This is a genomic window from Succinivibrio dextrinosolvens (genome assembly GCF_900116345.1).
GTDB lineage: Bacteria > Pseudomonadota > Gammaproteobacteria > Enterobacterales > Succinivibrionaceae > Succinivibrio > Succinivibrio dextrinosolvens_B.
In genome coordinates, this window is record NZ_FPAH01000026.1 from 14557 (window position 1) to 38570 (window position 24014).

The window sequence follows — 24014 nt, forward strand, 5'->3', positions numbered from 1 at the left end:
AATCAGTTTTATCGATGTTCCTGGCAGTAAGTCGTATTTGTCTGAAAACACGAGTACGACTTCAGTGTATTCAGCTGCAATTAATCTTCACCGGCTAAGTGCAGTTAGTCGCAAAAATGCGCCGGCTAAGTGCAAATATTTCAAGAGTGATGTACTTCTTTTATATTGGCGATACAGCGACACTAACTAATGGTTCCGTTAAAAAAACACAAAAAACTCCAATAAAGGAAATAGAAAAAGCACTGAAATACAGATAAGACTATTTACAAAGATATGGTGATACAAATGGATGATTTTGATAACTATTTGGCAGAGCAACTAAAAAATCCAAAATTCAAAAAAGAGTATGAGTCAATTGATCCTGATTATCAGATGAAAGTTAGACAAGATACAGTTGTAACTCAGAATAAGCAGTCTGAAAAAAAGATATCTTTTGAAGAATCAGTAGATCCATTTTATTCAAAAGAGAACATGGAGCGTTTAAGAAAATCTATCGCCCAGATGGAAGCAACAGGTGGAACCATACACGAAGTTGATAAAGTCTAATTACCGATGATTCTATTTTTTTACAGGAAGGTTATTTGGTGATTAGCTTGGTGCCTGAATCCTGACCATGAAGGATCATTTCCTTGATCTTCTTTAGAGATGAGGTTTCAATCTGCCTTACGCGCTCAACTGAAACCTTGAGTTCATTAGACAGTTCCTGAAGGGTTGCCTTCTGCTCATCAAGCCATCTTCTCTTGATAATATACTTTGATCTCTCATCAAGTGAATTTAAAGCATTACCAAGCTGTTCAAGCTCAAAGCTCTTATAGTCTCTGTTCTCAAAGTTCTTGGCAAAGTTTGAATTCTCATCTTCAAGATAAGCTGCAGGAGCAAGCATAGGCAGAGAGGATGCAGTTTCTGAAGAATCCTCTGCAGAAAGATCATAGCCAATATCCTGTCCTGCCAGTCTGGACTCCATTTCAGCCACATCACTTTCGGTTACACCTAGAGTCTGTGCAACTGTCTCTCTTTCACTCTGGGAGAACCATCCCAAATGCTTTTTATTCTGTCTTAATTTGAAGAAAAGCTTTCTCTGAGCCTTGGTGGTAGCAACCTTAACTACACGCCAGTTCTTGATAACATAATCATGGATTTCAGATTTAATCCAGTGAACAGCAAAGGCAGCCAGTCTGGCACCTGCATCAGGATCGAAGTGCTTAACTGCCTTCATAAGACCGATGTTGCCTTCCTGAATAAGATCAGCCAGAGGCAGACCATAACCAGAATAACCTCTGGCTATACTTACAACGAGTCTGAGGTGTGAGAGCACCAGCTTTCTTGCAGCTTCAAGATCACCATAATCTCTAAGTCTTATGGCAAGAGCTCTCTCATCCTCTATTTCAAGCATAGGAACCTGATTGATGGCTTTTACATAGCCTTCAATATTGCCCACTGGGGCAAGCATTCCTAATGACTGATTCTCTTTATCTGACAACTTATTCTCTTCGTAACTGTAACTTACAAATGGACAACAATTATATGCCTATAGACAAAGCATTAGTTCACTATCAGAGAAATTATTTCATTAACTGAAAAGAGCATCCACGAAATGGTCGACATCGAATACTCTTAAATCTTCCTTACTCTCACCAATACCGACGTATCTTACTGGTACCTTAAACTTGTCAGCAAGAGCAAAGATAACACCGCCTTTAGCTGTACCATCAAGTTTGGTCAGAACAAGACCGGAAACATTTACAGCCTCACCAAAAATCTTCATCTGAGAAACAGCATTCTGACCAGTTGTTGAATCCAGTACCAGCATAACCTCGTTAGGAACATTCTCATCAATCTTCTTCATAACGCGAACAATCTTCTTGAGCTCTTCCATGAGGTTGTCCTTGTTCTGAAGTCTTCCAGCGGTATCGCAGATAAGCACATCTGTATTGTGAGCCTTAGCTGAGGTTAAAGCATCATAGATAACAGAGGCACTGTCTGAGCCGGTTGGCTGAGATACTACAGGAGTATTGGTACGAACTCCCCATTCCTTTAACTGTTCAACAGCTGCAGCTCTGAAGGTATCACCGGCAGCAAGCATTACGCTCTTGCCCTGCTCCTTGTACTTAAGGGCAAGCTTACCGATGGTAGTGGTTTTACCGGCACCGTTAACGCCTACCATCAGAATAACAAATGGCAGATCGTTGGTTCTTTTTACCTCAAGTGGAATAGCACAAGGCTTTAGAATATCTTTTAGAATGTTCTTAAGATTATTCTTTAGTGCACTTGCATCCTTAAGCTCACGCAGTTTTGACTCTTCACGCAGCTTCTCAATAATTCTGGTGGTGGTCTCAACACCAAGATCAGCGGTTAATAAAGAGGTTTCTAGCTCCTCATACAGATCTTCATCAATCTTCTTACCAGAAACCAGAGCGCCGATACCTAAAGCCAGATTCTCACGGGTACGCTTTAATCTCTCAAAGAATGATCTCTTAACCTTGGTCTCTTCAGCTTTCTCTGAAGTTTTATCTTCTTCAGAAGGAACATCAGCTTCAACAGGAGCAGCTTCGCTTTCAACCTGTTCAGCATTTTCCTGTACAGCTTCCTTAGTAACCTCAGTTTTATTTTCCAGGGTGTCTGAAGCCTCAGGAATTTCTTTATCCTCAGTTACCTCAACTTCAGGCTCAGCCTTAACCTCTTCAGCAGCTACACTCTGAGGCTGTTCCTCTTTAGAATCTGAGGTCTGTACCTTCTGTGTCTGCTCTGTCTCATTTGACTTTTCAACAGCACTTTCACTCTCAGATTGCTCTGTCTTTGATGATTCGGTATTTAATGCTTCTGTACCTGCTGACTCTTTTACTTCTTCAGCAGTCTTCTCTGTATCATTAACTTTCTCTGAGATATTCTCTTCGTTCTGATTTTCTTCTTTATTCTTTTTAGAGAAAAATGAAAAAAGGCCCATTATTGTCCTCAATTTAGCTATTACAATTTACAAACTCATGCAATTATATGCTAATTTTTACGATATTTCATTTTATTAGGCAGGTGTAGAGGATCTGTTTCTGTTACAATTCCTCAAAAAAAGGAAGAAATATGGCTGGATACGAAAACGAAATTAAGATTATTGGCGGCCTGTATAAGGGAAAGCTTATCCCTTTAAAGGATGCAGAAGGCCTAAGACCAACCCCTGCAAGAGTAAGAGAAACCATCTTCACCTGGCTTAGCGGCAACATTGAAAATGCCCATGTGCTTGATCTGTTTGCAGGTTCAGGAGCATTAGGCTTTGAAGCTCTATCAAGAGGTGCTGATAAGGTTACCTTAGTCGAAATGAATCCTCAGACAGTATCCACCCTGAAAAGTGTTGTCGACACTTTTAAGACAGACAAGGTAGAGGTAGTTAAGGCAGATGCCCTATCCTATCTTGAGAATACCTCAGAGAAATTCGATGTCATCTTTGTCGATCCTCCATATAAGCTGGATATATATGAAAAGACTCTGAGCCTTATCCTTAAGAGAAATCTTATTGATGAGAATTCAGTTATCTACGTTGAGATGAGAAACGGTTCCAACCAGATTGTTCCTGGACTGGAATGTATCAGAGAACAGACTGCAGGACAGGCCAAATATACCCTGATGAAAAAGAGCAGTCTGCTGTTTTAGTTTTAATTCCATTTCACCATTGAAGATGAAATGGAATTCTACATTATATTTTTAACACTCAACCACACTCACAGCTAAACCACCGGCACTGGTTTCCTTGAACTTGATGTTCATGTTTCTGCCGATTTCATTCATAGCCATAATTGCAGCATCCAAAGACACCTTGTGCTGAGTATTCTTCTCTGCAGTAGCCAGCAACACTGCGTTATAAGCCTTGATAGCTCCCATTGCGTTTCTTTCAATACATGGAATCTGCACATAGCCACCTACAGGATCACAGGTCAGTCCCAGATGATGCTCAAGAGCAATTTCAGCCGCATTTTCTACAACACTGGCATCATAGCCTCTTGCATGAGCCAGCATGGCAGCAGCCATGGATGAGGCAACACCGATTTCACCCTGACAGCCGACCTCTGCACCGGCGATACCGGCATTGTGCTTACACAGCATACCCACTGCAGCAGAAGCAAGAAGACCTTCACGCAGAGCTCTGTCACCAAGGCTCATATCATTTCTCATAGCGTAAAGCAGAGCAGGAATTACACCTGCAGCACCACAGGTTGGAGCTGTAACAATCACACCGCCGGAGGCATTTTCCTCAGAGACGGCAAAAGCATAGGAGTTAATTTTTCCCATCAGTCTGTCAGCTTCAAAGTTATTGGTCTTGTACTGCTCTAAGATAGCCTGAGCTTTTCTCCATACCCCTAAATGTCCAGGAAGCTTGCCTACGTTGTTAAGACCTCTTTTTACGGAGTCGTACATAACATCCATAAGCTCATCAAGTTTCTCGCAGATCTGAGGACGGGTAAGACCGGTAATAGCCATCTCGTTCTCTAAAATAAGCTCATGCATGGTCAGACCGGTTTCCTGCAGTCTCTCGTGCAGTTCGCGCATAGTTCCGTAAGGATGGACAGGTTTGCCGCGCTCTTCTTCCTTCCAGCCTTTCCACTGAATAAAGCCACCGCCTACAGAATAGTATTCAACCTCAAAAAGGATGTTTCTGTTTGCATCAAGCAGAGTAATCAGCATGGTATTGTTGTAAGGAGAATCATGCTTTACAGGACCGAACTTGATACTGTCCAGACCAACAGTAATTGCTTTGTTTTTAATTCTGACTTCGTATTTTTTCTCAGGAGTCTGCTTTATATCCTGAAGTACAGAGCCAGGGCATTTCTCAGGTATATTTCCAAGAATACCGGCAAGAACAGCTGAATCGGTACCGTGACCGACACCTGTTGCAGATAGGGAGCCAAGTAGAGTTACTTCAATAGCAGCGGCTTTTGAAATAACCTCATCAGGCAGAGCTGAAACCTTATTGTAAAAATCATTTCCAGCCTTCATTGGTCCGATTGTGTGTGAACTTGAAGGACCAGGACCAACCTTGAAAAAATCAAAAATAGCAGTTTCAACAGGAGGTCTGTTAAGCATTTTATATTTGTATTCTGACATAATTTTTTGTTCTTATATATCAATAAATAGGCCCAGGTAAATACTACCCAGGCCTCGGAGTTTCTATGTTATTAGATGAAGCTTAATAGCAGTGAAGCAATAGTTACGATACCCATTACAGTAATGAAGATATTAGAGAAACTACCCTGATATTTCTTCATTGCTGGGATCTTGGCAATTGCATACATTGGCATTAAGAACAGGATGACTGCAATGATAGGACCGCCGAGTGATTCAATCAGACTTAGAATACTTGGGTTAACAGTTGCAACAAACCATAGAGTTGCCAGGAAGAAAATGGTGATTACGCGGTTTCTGCGCTTGCTTACCATCTTGGCACCTGGAGTCAGCTTAACAATGATACCGTTTAAACCTTCTCTTGCACCCATGTAGTGTCCGAAGAATGAGGTTGAGATAGCCAGGAAGGCTACAAATGGTCCGAAGTAAGCAATTACAGGAGCATCAAACTTGTTTGCAAGATAAGACAGAATGGTAATGTTCTGTGATCTTGCCATGCTCAGATCCTGTGGAGACAGTGATAATACACAGGAGAATACAAACAGCATTACAAACAGAACCAGAATACCGCTGGTGTACTTCAGAGTGCGGCTTGCATACTTTTCAGCCTTGTCGCCATAACGCTCTTTCTGAGATACAGCAAAGGTTGAGATTGCAGGTGAGTGGTTGAATGCAAATACTAAAACAGGAATGGTAATCCATAGGGTAGATGCAAAGCTGCCAAAATCAGGAACAAAGCTGAACTGAGATAAATCCCACTTTGGAATCAGATATAAAGACATTGCAAACAGGATGCAGCATAGTGGATAAACCAGCTTCTCGTTGAACAGAAGAACCAGCTTCTCACCGCAGATGATAATTGCAATGTAAGAAAATACACAGATACCTGCAAGAATTACTCTTGGAGGAGCACTCATGTGCAGCTGATTTACAATAAAGCTGTCTACAGTATTGGTAATACTTACGCCGTAAATCAGAAGAATTGGGTAAATAGCAAAGAAGTATAAGGCAGTAATGATTAAACCGGCTGACTTACCGAAGAATTCCTCAGTAACGTTGGTAATATCACCGTCCTTTAGAGATGATGCCAGTACCAATCTGGCCAGACCTCTGTGAGCAAAGTATGTCATTGGGCCAACAATCAGGGTAATGACTACCAAAGGCCATAATCCAGACATACCGGCAGTGATAGGCAGGAATAGAATTCCAGCACCAACAGCGGTTCCAAATAAGTTCAGCATCCACATGATGTCGAACTTATGCCATCTTTCTCTAGTGTTGCTGGTAACAACCTGAGAAGTTGCAGCAGTATTATTAGTTATTTCCATATAAATTCCTTATGTTTTAAAGAAAAACCTCTGGTTCTGGTTTTTCTGATTTGAATATACCCTGCTCTGAAGATTCATCAGAAACAAAGTATGCCCATTTTAAGTGCATAAACATATTCAGTCACCACTTTTACAGATAAAACATGAGTTCATTAAAAATAAACAGTATTTCTGTGTGCCCCACCTCAAGCTTTCAGAATTAAGATTTAATAAAGCATAGATATAGTGAAGAGAATCAAGTATATTACTCGTTTCTGCAAAATTCAAAATTTGAATATTCTATTATTCATCCACAGCAAAAAGAAAAAAATACCCCATTTCGGGGTACTTTCATCAGCACAAATACTGCAGTTTAAAGAAGACCGAAGAAGGTCTTAAGAAGACTCATTCCGTAAACAATTATGACAAGACCGCAGATCCTGTTGATAACCGTCAGTACACCTGAATTGATTCTGCAGCTGAAAAGAGAAATCAGAAAAATAAGTCCCAGGAACCACAGGAAGGATGCGGAGATGATCCCTGACATAAATGGCAGAGCCTGATTGGACAGCAGAGTTACATGGAATGCTCCAAGCATCATGGTGCCGTCGATAATAGCCTGTGGGTTGCACCAGGTTACAAAGCAGGCTGATGAGATGGTTCTTCTGATAGGCATTCTTTCTGAATCCTTTTTAATCTCCCCTGCCTTACTCTTTACAAGTCCCAGACCAATTTTGATAAGGACAATGCTTCCTAAAAGCAGTATTCCCAGTTTAATAAAATCATATTTCTCCATTAAACTGCCGATACCATAGAAACAGGAGGCTGATAAGGTAATATCAAAGAAAGCCACAATAATAGCGGTAAAAAAAGCTCGGCGACGGGAATCATTCAATGCGGAATTGATTACGAACAGATTCTGCATACCGATTGGAGCAAGGTATGCCAGTCCCATAGTAAGTCCCTGAAGATAATAAGTGTACATTGAATTATACCAACCAAATTAACTATACTGATAATACAAAATGTAATCTCAAAAGGCTTTTATACCTTTATTTAACTTTAATTTCAGAGTTATTATATTTTTGATTATTTTTTTGTAACCGACCAAATTATTACTTTTATACCAACCAAGTTTAAAAAAAAATGAAAAACAGCATCGAAATCAGCTGGAAACCAGATAAGAGTTCATCCGTACCTGCATATCAGCAAATCATTGATTTTTTCCTGTCTTCAGTAAGTTCAGGAGCATTTGCGGTTGGTATGAGACTGCCTTCCCAGAGAAAGCTTTCTGAGATATTTGAGGTCAACCGCTCTACAGTCAGCACCGCCATTGCAGAGCTGTCATCATATGGAATCATCAAAGGAAGTTTTGGAGCAGGTACAGAAATAGCCAGCAACACCTGGTCAGTGCTTTTAAAGAGTAATCAGAACTGGTCAAAGCATGTTCTCTCAGGTAATTTCAAAGAGAACATCTCTACCCTTCAGATCATCAATCAGCTTGAGTTTGACAAAGATCTGTTAAGACTGGGTACAGGAGAGATTGATCCAAGGCTTTTTCCAGTGGAATTATGGCAGAAAGCTCTTAAGAATGTTGGGGATAAGGTTACCTCTTTAGGTTACCTGGAGCCTTTGGGACTGTATGAACTGCGCTGTGAGATAGCTAAACATCTTCAGAAAATAGGTATCAGTACTACTCCAGAATGTATTCTTATAACTTCAGGTTCACTTCAGGCCCTGCAGCTTATATCAGTGTGTCTTCTCAAAAGCGGTTCCAAAGTTTTTGTGGAAGCACCTTCCTATCTTAAATCCCTGCAGGTATTTGAGTCTGCTGGATTGGAACTAACAGGTATCTCCATGGATAATGACGGCATGGAGTACTGGAAGCTCCTTCCTCATATAAGACAGGCTGGAGCTGAAAACACCTCTGTTGTCTATACAATTCCAACCAATCATAATCCAACAGGAATCTGTATGAGTGATAAAAGAAGACAGGAGTTTTTAGAATTCTGCCTTACCAACCGCATTCCTGTAATTGAGGATGGAGCCTATCAGGAATTAAGCTTTAATAATGAGTATTCACCTATCAGAACTCTTGATCATAACGGTATGGTTATCTATCTGGGTACAGCCTCTAAAACCTTATCACCAGGTCTTAGAATCGGCTGGCTGGTGGCACCTGAAGCTGTTGTCAAAAGATTGGGTGATGCGAAAATGCAGATGGACTATGGAGCAAGCTCAGTATCGCAGTATATCTTCCTTGAGTTTCTGAAAACAGGAATGTATGAAAGCTACCTTTCAAAGCTTAAACAGATACTTAAGGCTCGTCTTGATAACGCACTGAGAATACTTGATGAGCATTTCTCTGCAATCGCCGAATGGACTCGCCCTCAGGGTGGCTTTTATATATGGATGACCTTCAGAAAACCGGTTAAAACCGACTTGCTGTTTAATGAGGCTATCAGATCAGGAATACTTCTAAATCCTGGTGATATATACGACTTTAAGGCAAACAATTCTATCAGACTGTCTTATGCCTATATTACAGAGATGGAATTTGAGAGGGGGGCTCTGATACTAAAGGAGCTGTTACTGAAACAGGGGTGATAATAACAGAAAACCCTCGCACTGGAGGGTTTTCAAAAAAGGTACAGTAAGATTGAAATTATCTGCGACGACCCTTTGCAATCTCAACAACCTTGATTCGAGCCATAGCATCTGCAAGCTTGGATAATGCATGAGCATAGTCAGCATCACCTGAACCATGACGGTTCAGCTCATCCTTAGCAGCCTTGATAGCTTCCTGTGCCTTGGATTCATCGATATCGTCAGCACGCAGAGCTGTATCTGCCAGAATGGTTACATTATCAGGCTGAACTTCCAGAATACCACCAGCCAGGTAAATCTGATCCTCTTTGCCGTTGATATCAACCAGAGAAACCATACCTGTCTTGATGGTTGTTAATAAAGGAGTATGACCGTATCTGACGCCAAGCTCACCTTCAGAACCTGTAACACGGATAGACTGTACAAGTCCTGAATATAATGAACTTACGCCACTAATCACGTTCAGATGGAATGATATTGACTCCATTTTCCACCCCTCTATTATAAGTTCTTAGCTTTTTCTATAGCTTCGTCAATAGTACCAACCATATAGAAAGCCTGCTCAGGTAAATTATCGTATTCGCCATCGATAATTCCCTTGAATCCACGGATAGTTTCCTTCAGTGGAACATACTTACCAGGAGAACCGGTAAATACTTCAGCAACGCTGAATGGCTGAGATAAGAAACGTTCAACCTTACGAGCTCTAGCTACAACCAGCTTATCTTCTTCAGAAAGCTCATCCATACCTAGAATTGCGATAATGTCCTTAAGTTCCTTATATCTCTGTAGAACTGACTGAACGCCACGAGCAACCTCGTAGTGATCTTTACCCACAACAAATGGATCCAGCTGACGTGATGTTGAAGCCAGAGGGTCAACTGCAGGGTAAATACCCAGAGAAGCAATCTGACGTGACAGCACGATGGTTGCGTCCAGGTGAGCGAAGGTAGTTGCTGGGCTAGGATCGGTCAAGTCGTCAGCAGGCACGTAAACAGCCTGTACTGAAGTAATTGATCCTTTCTTGGTTGAAGCAATACGCTCCTGTAATACACCCATTTCCTCAGCAAGTGTAGGCTGATAACCCACAGCTGAAGGCATACGGCCTAACAGAGCAGATACCTCTGTACCAGCCAGTGTATAACGGTAGATGTTATCGATGAAAAGAAGCACATCCAGACCTTCGTCACGGAACTTCTCTGCAACGGTCAGACCAGTCAGAGCAACACGCAGACGGTTCCCTGGAGGCTCATTCATCTGTCCATAAATCATGGATACCTTGTCGATAACCTTTGATTCCTGCATTTCGTGGTAGAAGTCGTTACCCTCACGAGTACGCTCACCCACACCGGTAAATACAGATAGACCTGAGTGAGCTTTAGCAATGTTATTGATAAGCTCCATCATGTTAACTGTCTTACCCACACCAGCACCACCGAACAGACCTACTTTACCGCCCTTGGCAAAAGGACAGATAAGATCCATAACCTTGATACCGGTTTCCAGAATTTCTGTAGTTGATGACTGCTCAGCATAGGTAGGAGCTGGACGGTGAATTTCCCAATCCTCTTTCTGTCCGATAGGACCTCTCTCATCCACAGGCTGACCTAGAACGTTCATAATACGTCCAAGAGTCTCACGACCTACTGGAACCTTAACACCGGCACCAGTATTTACAGCCTCAATTCCTCTGCTCAAACCGTCAGAAGAACCCATAGCAATGCAGCGTACCACACCACCGCCAATCTGCTGTTGAACTTCAAGAACCAGATCAGAACGATGCTTACCATCGCCCTTTACCTCCAGAGCGTCATATAGCTCAGGAATATGACCTTCTTGGAATTCAACGTCAACAACAGCGCCAATGATCTGTACGATTGTACCTTTCTCACCAGCACGACTTGAAGTTTCAGCCATTTTTAATTCCTCTTAATTTTTAAACCGCTGATGCACCAGATACGATGTCATTTAGCTCCATCGTAATACCTGCCTGTCTTGCCTTGTTGTACTCAAGCTGTAAATCACTAACCAGAGTCTCTGCATTGTCGGTTGCAGCCTTCATGGCAACCATACGTGCAGCCTGCTCTGATGCAAGATTCTCTAAAACAGCCTGATAAACCATCTGCATTACATAACGGTCAAGTACGACCTTTAAAATTGCCTCTGGTTCTGGCTCATACAAATAATCCCAGTGGTGCTTCTTAACTTCCTGATCCTGTGAAGGAGCCAGAGGAAGTAGCTGAAGACATTCAGGGATCTGAACCATAGTATTCTTAAAGACATTGTTTGCTATATAAATGGCATCGATTTCACCATTCATATAGGCATCAGTCATAACCTTGATAGCACCAACAAGTTTTTCTGGCTGAGGGTTATCACCAAATCCAGAATGTGAAGCAAGCACTTCAAAGCCGTCTCTATTGAAGTAAGCTCCGGCCTTGGTACCAAGCAGAGCCAGCTTAACATTGATATTCTTTTCCTTGAATTCATTCATCTTCTGAATAACCTTACGGAAAAGGTTGATGTTAAGACCGCCGCAAAGACCACGGTCAGTGGATACGATAATAAAACCTACATTCTTTACAGGTCTCTCTTCCATGAATGGATGATGGAACTCAGAATGTGAGGCGGCAATATGACCAATAATGTCGTAAAGACCTTTTGAATAAGGGCGAGACTGGCTCATCTTTTCCTGAGCCTTGCGCATCTTAGAGGCGGCTACCATCTGCATAGCACTAGTAATCTTCTGTGTATTCTGCACAGAAGCTATCTTAGTACGTATTTCCTTTGCACCTGCCATTTAAGAGCTCCTAGAAAGTCTGAGTTGATTTAAAGTCTTTGATTAAATCAGACAGCTTGTTGGCAATATCATCTGAATAATCAGGCTTTGCATCAATATCCTTAATCAATGAATCATATTTTGAATGAGCAAACTCTAGAAGAGCCTTTTCAAAGCTTAGCACCTTAGAAAGGTCTACATCTTCTAGGAATCCTCTTTCAGCAGCGAAAATTACAAGTGCCTGCTCTGCTACGGTTAGTGGAGCATACTGATTCTGCTTCATTAACTCGGTAACTTTCTGACCATGATCCAGCTGCTTACGAGTTGCATCATCAAGGTCTGATGAGAACTGAGCGAAAGCTGCAAGCTCACGGTACTGAGCCAGAGCGGTACGGATACCACCAGATAACTTCTTCATGATCTTGGTCTGTGCAGAACCACCCACACGGGAAACTGAAATACCAGGATCCACAGCAGGTCTGATACCAGAGTTGAATAAACTGGTAGTCAGGAAGATCTGACCGTCGGTAATAGAAATTACGTTGGTAGGAATAAATGCTGAAACGTCACCAGCCTGGGTCTCAATAATAGGCAGAGCAGTTAAAGAACCGGTCTTGCCGACAATCTTACCCTCGGTCTTCTTCTCCAGATACTCAGCGTTAACACGTGAAGCACGCTCTAATAGACGTGAGTGCAGATAGAAAACGTCACCTGGGAAAGCCTCACGCCCTGGAGGACGACGAAGCAGCAGTGAAATCTGACGATATGCAACAGCGTGCTTTGACAGATCATCATAGATAATCAGGGCATCCTCACCGTTATCCATGAAGAACTCACCCATTGCACAGCCTGCATATGGAGCAATATACTGCAGAGCTGCAGTATCAGAAGCAGATGCAACTACAACGATAGTATTTGCAAGAGCACCTTCCTCATCAAGCTTTCTAACTACTGAAGCAATAGTTGAAGCCTTCTGTCCAATTGCAACATAAATACAACGAACGCCATATTTAACCTGATTGATAATAGTATCAATCGCTAAGGCAGTTTTACCTGTCTGACGGTCTCCAATGATAAGCTCACGCTGACCACGTCCGATAGGAACCATTGAGTCAACGGCTTTATAACCTGTCTGAATAGGCTGAGAAACACTCTGACGTGCAATAACACCTGGAGCAATCTTTTCTACAGGATAGTAGGTATTGCAGTTAATTGGTCCCTTACCATCAATTGGAGCACCTAGAGAGTTAACAACTCTTCCAAGCAATTCATTTCCAACAGGAACTTCAAGAATACGACCGGTACTGTGTACGGTCATGCCTTCTGAAAGTTCACCGTATGGTCCTAAAACAATAGCACCAACAGAATCACGCTCTAAGTTCAATGCAAGGCCGTATAGGTCACCACCGAACTCCAGCATTTCACCCTGCATAACGTTGGACAGACCGTGAATTCTTACGATACCGTCGTTAACAGAAACGATAGTACCCTCATCACGAGCTTCTGTCACAACTTTAAATTGCTGGATCCTTTGTTTGATTAAATCAGCAATTTCAGTCGAATTAAGTTGCATTATTTATCCTCTTTCTTATCTGAGGGTTGAAGACAGGTTCTTTAAACTTGTCCTTACACTAGCATCGATAACCTTGTCACCTACCTTGAGCACAGCACCACCGATAAGGTCCTTATCGATAATCTGTTCAATGGTTACGGTACAATCGTATTTCTTTGCCAGTTTATCCTTTATCAGTTTTATTTCGCTTTCTGCAAAAGCTCTTGCTGATATAAGCTGAGCGGAAATACATTTATCGTGTTTCTGTCTCAATCTTATGAATTCTTCATAGATATCAGGAAGAACCTCGAAACGATTGTTTTCACCAAGAATCTTGACGAAATTTTCTCCGTGTTCATCTATGAGATTGGCAGGCTTTAACAGCGAAATAAGACTGTCGGCTGCGGCAGATGAATTAGCAGCAAGTTTCAAATGATCTCTGAAATAATCATTCTTGTAGGCCTCAGACAGAGCCTGAAGCATACACTGCCACTCATCCAGTTTCTTTTCATCAACAGCGAATGAAAAAGCAGCTTCAGCGTAAGGTCTTGCAACAGTCAAATTTTCAGCCATTACATTACCTCTTTACCCTAAAGCGAATCAGCTATCTTCTTTAACATTGCTTCATCTGACTTCTCATCAATCTTTTCATTGATGATCTTTTCAGCACCGGCAATAGCCAAAGAAATAACTTCAGATCTTAAATCTTCGCGAGCTTTATTCTTCTCTGATTCAATCTCACTCTGAGCTAAATCAAGGATCTTTTTACGCTCTTCCAGAGCTTCAACTGAAGCCTTGTCGATAATCTGAGATCTGGTCTTATTTGCTTCTTCAATGATTCTCTGAGCTTCTGCTTTAGCAGAACGAACAGTTTCCGCTGCATCTTCTTTAGCTAGCTCTAAGCTTTTCTTAGCTTTTTCAGCAGCAGTCAAACCGTCAGCGATTTCTTTCTTTCTCTTCTCAATAGCATTGAGCAGAGGTGGCCATACATATTTCATGCACAGCACGGCGAAGATAAGAAACGCTACCGCCTGACCTACGAAAGTTGCATTAATTTCCAATCTAGATACCTCTAAATTTGGTTAGTCCTAATTAGCCTGCAACAGCAAACATTAAGTACATACCTAAACCAACACCGATCATAGGGATAGCATCAACCAGACCCATAACGATGAAGAACTGAGTACGTAACAGCGGTAGCAGATCAGGCTGTCTTGCAGAGCCTTCCAAGAACTTACCACCTAAAATACCAATACCGATAGCAGCACCGATAGCAGCTAAGCCCATCATTAGACCAGCAGCAAGGTAAATTAAAGACGCATCCATGTTATATCTCCTGTTTTTTTGAAATAAAATTAATCTTCTTCACTGGCCATTGATAGATAAACAATAGTCAAGACCATGAAAATAAAAGCCTGTAAAGTAACAATCAAAATGTGGAAAAGAGCCCAAGGCACATTTAGTACCCACTGAATATACCAAAGTGGTAATAGAGCAATCAGAATGAAAATCATTTCACCTGCGTACATGTTTCCGAAAAGTCGAAGACCCAGAGAAATTGGCTTTGACAGTAAGGAAACACCTTCCAACAAGAAATTAACTGGAATGAAAGCCCAGTGATGGAATGGGTGTAGAGTTAAACTCTTTAGGAAGCCTGTTACGCCTATATTCTTGAATGAGAAAGCAAATATCAGCAGGAAAACGCATACTGCCATAGACAGGGTTACATTTACGTCTGCAGATGGAACAACTCTGAAGTAAGGAATTCCAAGTCTCTTCGCAAATTCAGGAATTAGATCGATTGGTAGAAGGTCCATCAGATTCATTAAGAAAATCCACATGAACACGGTTAGGGAAAGAGGAGCTATAAGTTTGCTCTTACGTTTGAAGATACTGGTAACAGTACCCTGAACGAATTCAAAAATCATCTCAAGAAAACACTGAAGTTTACTTGGAACACCAGTTGTAGTCTTTTTAGATGCGTATTTGAATAACATCAAAAATATTAAACCTAGAATTACAGTCAATCCCAATGAATCGAGATTAAGAGTATAAGGATTTACTATCTTTGATTCTGCTGATGCATGGTGCTCAGCATAACAAACTCCAGATCCTAAATCTGTCAACTTGCACTTCTCAGTTCCAACCTGAGTCAGACAATTTTCTTGTTCACCACCGTTGGCTAAACACTGTTTAAAGGCAGTCTGATCACTGGCCTTTACACTGTCAACAATGGAAAAATCACGAAGATCAACCTGAAGAAAGTGAAGATGATGAGATATATATCCTTGAGAATTACTCTCTGACATAAAACACATCCTACATTTATTTGTAATTAAGAACTAATTTAATGACTTAGCTCGATAACAACGTAAAAAAATACGACTATTTACTTTTTTTGTCAAAAGCAAAAATTCATATTTTGTATGGAGTTACTAGCGTAAATTATCATTTAGCCCTCTCTTAAAATAAATGATAAATCTCAAAATAACCATATAACTGAAAGTTAAAATTATCATTTTGTTATTTAAATCAAATATTTTAAAACTAAGGGTCAGTAGGAGTATTAGAACTGCAAACTTTAGAAGAAAGGCATATATAAGCTCATAGAGTACATAGCCGGGGGAAATGAGTTTATTGGAGGAATTTCTGTTTGCAAGAAAAACGTAGATGAATATTATTATAGAGAAAATTGCAAAACCATCTAATACAGAAGCGATATTAATTAGATAATTTTTATCGAAAAAATATGAGTAAACTGTACAAAATAATGCACACAGCAAAAAGTTTAATAAATAAATTTTTATACTTTTTTTATCTATGTGCATTGTAAAAACCTAACCACAAAATTACAGAAGTTGTATTATTTTCACTTTTCTTCTGAATTTTCTGCCATTAGTTCTTCAAGATTAACATCTTCAGCAGAAGCTTCCTGAGCGATCTCTTCTGGTGCAGTTTCTGGAGCAGAAATTTCTTCAGAAACAATATCTTCCACAACTACATCGTCAGTTGAAATCTCTTCAGAAGCTATCTCTTCAGGATTAACTTCATCAGCAGCAATCTCCTCAGATACAGCCTCTTCAGGTGCGACTTCATCTGCTGAAACCTCTTCGGATACTGCCTCTTCAGGTGCTACTTCATCTGCAGAAATCTCTTCAGATACAGTCTCTTCAGGAGCTACTTCATCTGCTGCAACCTCTTCAGAAACTGCTTCTTCATGAGCAACTTCATCTGCTGCAACCTCTTCGGATACTGCTTCTTCAGGTGCTACTTCATCTGCAGCGATCTCTTCAGATACAGCCTCTTCAGGAGCAACTTCATCTGCTGCAACCTCTTCTGATACTGCTTCTTCAGGTGCTACTTCATCTGCTGCGATTTCTTCGGATACTGATTCTTCATGGACAGCCTCATCTGCAGAAGCTTCTTCAGCTACAGCGTCCTCAGAAACAGATTCATCTGAAGTTACCTCTTCTGCAGCAGTCTCCTCTGCAGGAATATCATTTGTTGAGATATCTTCTGCTACAGCATCTTCAGATGCACTCTCATCTTCAACATTCTCTTCAAGAGAAGGAGTTACATTCAGATCTTTAACATCAGCTTCAATCTCTAATTTATTTAAAAGAGACTCTAGCTGTTCGATTGAAGAATAAGCCAGGGTTAATTTACCCTTAGAATCACTGGTTGCTTTAAATTTAGCTTTAATACCGGATAGATTCAGACGAATCTTCTTTTCCCATTCGCCAAATTTTTCACTGGTGAAAACAACCTTCTTGTTCTTAGTTTCCTCAAAGCCGTTAACCTTGATGTTTTTAACAAGCTCTTCGGTCTGTCTTACATTTAAGGATTTCTTTATAACGTAAAGTGCAGCCTTTAACTGTAAATCAGGATCCTCAATGGATAAAAGAACCTTTGCATGGCCAAGATCGATCTGATTGGCCACAACCATCTTCTTAACATCTTCCTGAAGATTATTAAGTCTAATAATATTGGTTACGGTACTTCTTGATTTTCCAAGAGTTTTTGCAAGTTCTTCCTGACTTAACTGGCACTCTTCCAGCATCTGCTTGAAGGCTTCTGCCATTTCCAGTGGATTTAAATCCTCTCTCTGGATGTTTTCGATCAAGGCTAGAGCATAACCGTTAGAATCAAGATCATCTCTTATCAGACAAGGAATTTCTGTAAGTGAAGCCAACTGGCAAGCTCTGAATCTTCTTTCACCACAGATAATTTCATAAACATCATCAGCTTTCTTAACAATTAGAGGCTCAAGCAGACCATGTTCTGTAATAGAATCAGCCAGCTCCTTTATAGAATCCTCATCAAAATTCTTTCTAGGCTGATATTTAGACGCTTTTAATTTATCGATTGAAATATTAACAACTGAGTTTTTAGAAACAGCTTCTGGTACTTCAGCAGGAGCAGGCTCCTGAACCTTTTCCTCAACCTCTACCTTCTGTCTTTCCTTTTTTATTTTTTGGGATTCACCTAATAGTGAACCTAGTCCACGTCCTAAGCCTGCCATATGAGTTCCCTTTTATTGTTATTTTGTTTTTTCTATTACTTCTGCAGCCAATGCTAAATAAGCTTTAGAACCAACTGAAGACTTGTCGTAATACATTGCAGGTTTACCATAGCTTGGAGCCTCTGCAAGTCTTACATTTCTAGGAATAATGGTTTCATAAACCAGATCGCCGAAATTCTTTTTTAACTCATCAGATACGTCTGTAGATAATCTGTTTCTGTTGTCAAACATGGTTCGAAGAATGCCTTCGATCTTCAGTTTTGGATTTACAGCTGTAGCCAGCTGATCAACAGTCTCAATCAACAGAGTCAAACCTTCTAGTGCAAAGTACTCACACTGAAGAGGAACAAGAATAGAGTCAGATGCACATAAAGCATTAACTGTAAGAATATTTAAAGATGGAGGACAGTCGATAAGAACCAGATCATAGGCAGACTTGATTGGATCAAGAGCCTTTTTAAGAAAGTTCTCTCTTCCGAACTTATCCAGCAGATTTACTTCTGCTGCAGTTAAATCCTCGTTTGCAGGGATAAGATGAAAATCGCCTTCAGTTTCAGTAACTATCGCTTCTTTAACATCTAAACCATCAATAAGAACGTTGGTTATAGACTTTTCCAGTCCGAACTTGGAAACTCCGGATGCCATGGTGGCATTACCCTGAGGATCGCAATCTATAACTAGGACTTTTTTTTGCATTGCTGCCAAAGATGCAGCTAAGTTCACGCATGTGGTGGTTTTTCCTACACCACCTTTCTGATTAGCAATAGCAATAACTTTAGTCAATTTATAGTCCTTATGCTTAATGTAGCTTCAATATAACGGCCTTTCTATTGGCATCCAATGAAGGTACTCTCAAATCAATTATACTTTCTATTTGAGCATTTTTAGGAAGATCATTCAATTCATTATCTTCCAAATTTGCTTTCATACAGATAAAAACACCTGACTCTGCTATTAAGCTCTCACACCATTCAACGATTTTACATAACGGTGCAAATGCTCTGCTTAATATGCATTCAAATTTTTCTTCTGGAACAATGTTCTCACAGCGGTCATTGATTATAGTTACGTTCTTAAGACCGAGGGTAGTCATTGCAGTTCTTACAAAAGACAGCTTCTTGGCTATAGAGTCAATCAGTGTAAATTTTTTATCAGGGTTTAGTATAGCAAGTACTAAGCCCGGAAACCCTGCACCTGTTCCCACATCTGCAATATTGTTTTTATCTTTGATTAAAGGTGAAATAACAGCACTGTCCAAAATATGCAGAACAACTATCTTGTCAGGTTCTCTAATAGCAGTCAGATTCAGAGCGTTATTCCATTTGCACAGCAGAACAACCAGAGATGCTAATTTTTCCAGCTGCTCCTCAGTATATTCAATGTCTGTTTTAGACATCAGACTTCTGATCTGTCCAAGGATTTCGGCCTGATTAACTGTACTATCTTTTCTTCCCATAGAATAACCTTTAGTTTTTACCTAATAAATCCATCTTCTTTAAGTGAACTAATAGGATTGAAATAGCTGCAGGAGTTACACCTGAAATTCTTGATGCCATACCAATGGTTTCAGGCTTATATTCATTAAGCTTCTGAGCAACCTCATTGGATAGGGCTTTAATATTTCTGTAATCAAAATCCAGTGGCAGCAGAGTATGCTCATTGGTTTTCTTCTTCTTGATATCATCAAGTTCTCTCTGCAGATATCCCTGGTATTTTACCTGAATCTCAACCTGTTCCACAGACTGCTCTGTAGTTGCAATTGGTTCAAGACCGGTTGTCTTGATTAAAGCATCAAACTTAACCTCAGGTCTTCTCAGAATTTCTTCAAGACTCTGTTCCTGTGACATAGGATTGTTCAGAATCTTGTTAATGTTCTGCCCCATCTCTGATGATGGTTTTACAGAGATTTCTCTTAATCTTGCCTTTTCTTTTTCGATCTGATTCTGCTTCTCTTCAAATCTTCTCCATCTCTCATCAGAGATAATACCTAATTCTCTGGCCTTTGGAGTTAATCTCAGATCAGCGTTATCCTCACGCAGAATCAGTCTGTACTCAGCACGAGAGGTAAACATTCTGTATGGCTCTTTGGTACCTAATGTACATAGATCATCCATCAGCACACCTACATAAGCCTCATCTCTTCGAGGGAACCATGCAGGCTGTCCCTTTACATACAGACCGGCATTGATACCAGCTAATAAGCCCTGAGCTGCTGCCTCTTCATAACCGGTAGTACCGTTAACCTGGCCTGCAAGGAATAAACCAGGCACTTTCTTTGACTGCATTGAAACAGATAACTCTCTTGGATCATAGAAATCATATTCAATTGCATAACCTGGTCTAGCAATAATTGCATTCTCAAGACCTTCAATAGATCTGATGAAGTTCTCCTGAACATCAAATGGAAGAGATGTTGAAATACCATTTGGATAAACCAGAGGTGAAGTCAGACCTTCAGGTTCAATAAACACCTGATGAGAATCTCTGTCTGGATATCTTACGATCTTATCTTCAATTGAAGGGCAGTAACGAGGTCCGATTGAATGAATTACACCAGAATAAAGAGGACTTCTGTCTAAACCGCCTCTGATGATTTCATGTGTTTTCTCATTAGTCTTGGTGATATAGCATGGTACCTGAGTTGGATGAAGTTTCTCCTCATTCATAAAAGAGAAAGCTGGCTGTGGATACTCAGGATCCTGTTTTGTCATCTTTGAGTAATCAATTGAGCTTGCAACAATACGTGCAGGAGTACCGGTCTTAAGTCTTCCAACCTTTAGACCTAAATCCTTTAAGTTCTCAGCAAGACCGATTGAAGCTGGATCACCTGCTCTACCACCGGTGTAATGATTTAAACCGATATGAATTAAACCGTTTAAGAAAGTACCGGCACAGATAACCACTGCTTTACAGTAGAATTCTATTCCTGCTGCAGTCTTTACACCACTGATAGTCTGATCTTTATAGATAATTTCAGTAGCAGGCTGCTGGAATATGGTTAGATTGTCATAATTCCATAAGGTCTTTCTCATCACTTCCTTATATAGGTGACGATCAGTCTGAGCTCTTGTTGCTCTAACTGCTGGACCTTTAGATGAATTTAAGGTTCTGAACTGAATACCAGCCTGATCAATAGCTGTAGGGCATACACCACCCATAGCATCTATTTCTTTAATAAGATGTCCTTTACCGATTCCACCAAAAGCAGGATTACATGACATCTCACCGACTGTTTCAAGATTGTGAGTTAAAAGTAAGGTCTTACAGTTCATTCTGGCACTTGCTGCAGCAGCTTCAATACCAGCATGTCCGGCACCAATTACTATGACGTCAAAATTTCTAAAACTATTCATCATCAAAACCTATAGGATCCGATCTTATTTTGAAGATCTTTTTTTAGTTATTTTTCTACAGAAAACAAGCGTCGATAATAGTAATAAGATCTTATTAATTTATTTATATATATATATTATTTTATTTATTATTTAGCTTTGATTTTCTGTGGATTGTAAGAATTTTTATTTAAATTCAAATAATTATTTATAAAAAACTTTGTCTAAAAAGCTGTGGTTTTTCGTTGGTTTATTGTGGAAAAAGCTGTAGTTATTAACAGCCTAAAAATTATACAGATTTATCAACTTATTTTTCAAAAGATTTTCAAATAGTTTTCAAAACGTTTTCCACAATTTTTTAACAGGTGATATTTTACAAAATAAGTTAGAAAAATTGAGATTTTAATCTATATTTTTTTTGCTAATTTATGCTTAAAGCCTGTGATTTCTATTAAGATTTTTCTTAACTTATTATTAATAATCAGTTTTCTTTGTATTTACTCTGGTATCTTTTTACTGTCTTTAATCTATATCTGAGTCTATTGAGAGCATTAAAAGTATTACTGTGACATGGTATTTCAGCCAATTCCTGTTAAAAATACACAGTTCTATTTAAGAATAGTGATCGATCTGATGGCTTTATATAGGTATAAACAGTGTTGTTCTTACTCTGCTCGTTATCTTTATAGTCATTTAAGACGGTGGATGTTACTGATATCCAACTTAATATCATAATGAGTGAATTGTTCAGATTTCAGAATAGGTGTTAATTGGATTTAATTAGAGAAAATCAAAAGACTATAAAGTAAAGGTCTTGAAGTAACTGACTAAATAATAAACTCAGTTCAGAAATTGAGAGTTGGATTTAATTCTGCTATAGCTGAGTTTTCTTTATATGTGCTGTGATAATGGTATAACTGTATGCATTTACTGTTATTACGGTTTCTTCTTTGCTGCAGTACCAGTTCTTTCCTTGTCTTAAGATAGTACAGTCTTCTGATGAGAGCTGTTTTCTGCAGAAGTCTACAACATCGATGTCTCCCAACTTAAGATTTCTCTTAATTCTTTGTACTCCCAATTCAGTTGTATGAAGTTTTGAAAGATTGTAAAGAAGTTCTCTGCTGTTATCCATTTCAAAATTGCCTTTTATTTTTTTTCTTGCACTAATTATTTTTTAAATTAATGACTGTTCAAAAGAAAGAACACGCAATAATTAAAATAACTTTATATTAATTAACTATATATATGTTATTTTTATTTTTTTTATAACGGAAAAATATGTGGGAAGTAACTATTTTTATTTAAAATCAAGTAGTTATTTAAGAAAAAGTTTGTGTATAAGATGAGGGGAATCGTGGGAAAGTATGTGGGAAAGTGCGTTTTTTCCGACAGGCTACTTTTTATATGTATTTATCAACTGTTTTTTCAGAAGTTTTTCAGCAAATTTTCAAATAGTTTTCCACAGACTTTTTAACAGGTTGTTAAATATACTTTACACGGATGTTGCCTTTTTTTATGAATTTTTGTGTTTTAAAAATAGTGATTTTGATAATAAAATATAGATAAGAAAATTTTTGGGGTAATTATTTTTAGATTAGTTGTAAAAATATAAATCTCACTTACCTTGTAAAAAAATGGCAAGTGAGATTTTTTCTAAGCTAAATCTAGAACAGCTGTCCTGGAAGCTTCATTTTTGTTTTTGTAGGAAATGATCTGTCAAATTCATCTACATCAGCATCATCAACATAATAGCCTTTTGGAGTCTGGTATACGCCCGTAATGCCATTAAGGTACCCAGGTATCAGCTCTTTACATAAAAAGAATGATGAGTCTGCATCTTCAGGAAGGTCGTGGTATCTGATTGAAAACTTGCTGGCATAATTAAAGCCGCACTTTCCATAGAATCCGATATCTCCTTCAATAAGAACAGCACCATATCCCAGTTCAGAGGCTTTCTTCAGAGAATAATTAAGAAGCTTAAGCCCATATCTTTGGCGCCTAAAATCAGGTGCAATACAGATTGGTCCCATAGTAACTACAGGTATATCCCGGCCATCGTCAGCATTAATTAAAGTTCGCATGAACATATTCTGGCCTATGAGAATTCCGTTCTGCTCCATGACTAAATCAAGTTCCTTCACAAAGGCAGGATCGTCTCTTAGAACATGAATGACGTAGTGCTCACTGCATCCTGGTCTGTATACATTCCAGAAAGCTTCCCTGATGAGATTTTCAACCTTTCTGTAGTCTTCTTTGGTCTCTAAACGAATCTGACAGTAGTTATTTATATTCATTGTTTAAACTCCCGAAAATTGTTAACTGCAATTGCTTTTCAGCGGGAGGTTACCGATCGTACGCAAACCTCCCGGTTAGCCTACAATCTCCAGTGAATTAAATGTAAACAAAAATACGCTCCAACATTAGAATTGTTTTGTCTGCTAATTCTACATCCAAAAGATGCTGGATAATAGATTATCTTTTTTTCTTTAAGGATTGAGATGTGGAGATGAGATAGGAAAATTAAAAAAGCCCATCTTATTAGATGAGCTTTTTGGAAGGTTATGTTTAACCCATTCTTTGAAGATCTAGTTACATTCCAAAAATAAATTTTAGGAAGTCCTGAAAAAATAAGGGACTTCCTTTATTTTTTGTGTTATTATAGTTACATATTATTATGTAACTATATAGGTGCAATTATGGCTGTGGTTGATGCTCCTGAACTTCCTCCTCTACTGTTCAACAGAAATGGTAAATACACTTACGTCTGCTCTTATGAGAATGCCTGGGACTCTGAACGACATATGTC

General features: G+C 39.5%; 23 protein-coding genes. 4 read left to right on the forward strand and 19 right to left on the reverse strand.

From position 1 onward, the window contains the following. Positions 1-116 precede the first annotated feature (116 nt). Positions 117-257, forward strand: a complete 141-nt coding sequence (locus BM308_RS13670; RefSeq protein WP_083425513.1) for a type II toxin-antitoxin system RelE/ParE family toxin — start codon at positions 117-119, stop codon at positions 255-257. Positions 258-285: 28 nt separating this feature from the next. Then, positions 286-546 (forward strand): hypothetical protein, encoded by a 261-nt coding sequence (locus BM308_RS13535; protein ID WP_074944540.1) that lies wholly within the window; start codon positions 286-288, stop codon positions 544-546. A 31-nt stretch (positions 547-577) separates the two neighbouring features. On the opposite strand, the gene rpoH is transcribed toward BM308_RS13535, so the two are convergent. Next, a complete protein-coding gene (gene rpoH, locus BM308_RS08610; protein ID WP_074944568.1) occupies positions 578-1450 on the reverse strand; it encodes an RNA polymerase sigma factor RpoH in 873 nt (290 codons plus the stop codon). 120 nt (positions 1451-1570) lie between these two features. Further along, positions 1571-2944, reverse strand: a complete 1374-nt coding sequence (ftsY, locus tag BM308_RS08615) for a signal recognition particle-docking protein FtsY (protein WP_083425514.1) — start codon at positions 2942-2944, stop codon at positions 1571-1573. Between the two features lie 131 nt (positions 2945-3075). Between ftsY and rsmD the strand changes: the two genes are divergently transcribed. Next, positions 3076-3642: a 16S rRNA (guanine(966)-N(2))-methyltransferase RsmD gene (rsmD, locus tag BM308_RS08620; protein WP_074944542.1), complete on the forward strand. Its 567-nt coding sequence runs from the start codon at positions 3076-3078 to the stop codon at positions 3640-3642. A 51-nt stretch (positions 3643-3693) separates the two neighbouring features. Here rsmD and BM308_RS08625 read toward each other — a convergent pair whose 3' ends face one another. The 3 genes from BM308_RS08625 to BM308_RS08635 all read right to left on the reverse strand — a co-directional run bounded on the left by BM308_RS08625 (position 3694) and on the right by BM308_RS08635 (position 7401). Next, a complete protein-coding gene (locus BM308_RS08625; protein WP_218152545.1) occupies positions 3694-5091 on the reverse strand; it encodes an L-serine ammonia-lyase in 1398 nt (465 codons plus the stop codon). A gap of 71 nt (positions 5092-5162) precedes the next feature. Continuing rightward, positions 5163-6437, reverse strand: coding sequence for an aromatic amino acid transport family protein (locus BM308_RS08630; RefSeq protein ID WP_083425515.1), 1275 nt, complete (start codon positions 6435-6437; stop codon positions 5163-5165). Between the two features lie 352 nt (positions 6438-6789). Continuing rightward, positions 6790-7401: a LysE/ArgO family amino acid transporter gene (locus BM308_RS08635; RefSeq protein ID WP_074944544.1), complete on the reverse strand. Its 612-nt coding sequence runs from the start codon at positions 7399-7401 to the stop codon at positions 6790-6792. Positions 7402-7562: 161 nt separating this feature from the next. On the opposite strand from BM308_RS08635, the gene BM308_RS08640 reads away from it, so the two are divergent. Next, the gene (locus BM308_RS08640; RefSeq protein WP_074944545.1) at positions 7563-9023 is read left to right on the forward strand and encodes an aminotransferase-like domain-containing protein; all 1461 of its coding nucleotides are present in this window, start codon (positions 7563-7565) and stop codon (positions 9021-9023) included. 58 nt (positions 9024-9081) lie between these two features. Here the strand turns inward: BM308_RS08640 and BM308_RS08645 are convergent, their stop codons facing one another. The 14 genes from BM308_RS08645 to BM308_RS08715 all read right to left on the reverse strand — a co-directional run bounded on the left by BM308_RS08645 (position 9082) and on the right by BM308_RS08715 (position 23502). Then, on the reverse strand, positions 9082-9510 hold the full coding sequence (locus BM308_RS08645; RefSeq protein ID WP_074944547.1) for a F0F1 ATP synthase subunit epsilon: 429 nt from the start codon (positions 9508-9510) through the stop codon (positions 9082-9084). Positions 9511-9524: 14 nt separating this feature from the next. Further along, complete coding sequence (gene atpD / locus BM308_RS08650) at positions 9525-10940, reverse strand: F0F1 ATP synthase subunit beta (protein WP_074944548.1); 1416 nt, start codon at positions 10938-10940, stop codon at positions 9525-9527. A gap of 19 nt (positions 10941-10959) precedes the next feature. Further along, positions 10960-11823, reverse strand: a complete 864-nt coding sequence (gene atpG, locus BM308_RS08655) for a F0F1 ATP synthase subunit gamma (protein WP_074944550.1) — start codon at positions 11821-11823, stop codon at positions 10960-10962. A 10-nt stretch (positions 11824-11833) separates the two neighbouring features. Further along, the gene (atpA, locus tag BM308_RS08660; RefSeq protein ID WP_074944552.1) at positions 11834-13375 is read right to left on the reverse strand and encodes a F0F1 ATP synthase subunit alpha; all 1542 of its coding nucleotides are present in this window, start codon (positions 13373-13375) and stop codon (positions 11834-11836) included. Positions 13376-13390: 15 nt separating this feature from the next. Then, positions 13391-13927, reverse strand: a complete 537-nt coding sequence (locus BM308_RS08665; protein ID WP_074944553.1) for a F0F1 ATP synthase subunit delta — start codon at positions 13925-13927, stop codon at positions 13391-13393. A gap of 17 nt (positions 13928-13944) precedes the next feature. After that, entirely contained in the window at positions 13945-14415 is a 471-nt protein-coding gene (locus BM308_RS08670) for a F0F1 ATP synthase subunit B (RefSeq protein WP_074944555.1), read from the reverse strand. Positions 14416-14446: 31 nt separating this feature from the next. Continuing rightward, positions 14447-14680 (reverse strand): F0F1 ATP synthase subunit C, encoded by a 234-nt coding sequence (gene atpE / locus BM308_RS08675; RefSeq protein ID WP_031490852.1) that lies wholly within the window; start codon positions 14678-14680, stop codon positions 14447-14449. Between the two features lie 29 nt (positions 14681-14709). Then, positions 14710-15663, reverse strand: coding sequence for a F0F1 ATP synthase subunit A (gene atpB / locus BM308_RS08680; RefSeq protein WP_074944556.1), 954 nt, complete (start codon positions 15661-15663; stop codon positions 14710-14712). 560 nt (positions 15664-16223) lie between these two features. Next, the gene (locus tag BM308_RS08690) at positions 16224-17876 is read right to left on the reverse strand and encodes a ParB/RepB/Spo0J family partition protein (RefSeq protein ID WP_074944559.1); all 1653 of its coding nucleotides are present in this window, start codon (positions 17874-17876) and stop codon (positions 16224-16226) included. Between the two features lie 18 nt (positions 17877-17894). After that, the gene (locus tag BM308_RS08695) at positions 17895-18659 is read right to left on the reverse strand and encodes a ParA family protein (RefSeq protein ID WP_074944561.1); all 765 of its coding nucleotides are present in this window, start codon (positions 18657-18659) and stop codon (positions 17895-17897) included. 16 nt (positions 18660-18675) lie between these two features. Then, entirely contained in the window at positions 18676-19272 is a 597-nt protein-coding gene (rsmG, locus tag BM308_RS08700; RefSeq protein ID WP_177214436.1) for a 16S rRNA (guanine(527)-N(7))-methyltransferase RsmG, read from the reverse strand. Positions 19273-19342: 70 nt separating this feature from the next. Beyond that, positions 19343-21229 (reverse strand): tRNA uridine-5-carboxymethylaminomethyl(34) synthesis enzyme MnmG, encoded by a 1887-nt coding sequence (gene mnmG, locus BM308_RS08705; protein ID WP_074944562.1) that lies wholly within the window; start codon positions 21227-21229, stop codon positions 19343-19345. Positions 21230-22082: 853 nt separating this feature from the next. After that, positions 22083-22340 carry a DUF3781 domain-containing protein gene (locus BM308_RS08710; protein ID WP_074944564.1) on the reverse strand — a complete coding sequence of 86 codons (258 nt, stop codon included), beginning with the start codon at positions 22338-22340 and terminating at the stop codon, positions 22083-22085. Between the two features lie 532 nt (positions 22341-22872). After that, on the reverse strand, positions 22873-23502 hold the full coding sequence (locus tag BM308_RS08715) for a GNAT family N-acetyltransferase (protein ID WP_074944565.1): 630 nt from the start codon (positions 23500-23502) through the stop codon (positions 22873-22875). Positions 23503-24014 lie beyond the last annotated feature (512 nt).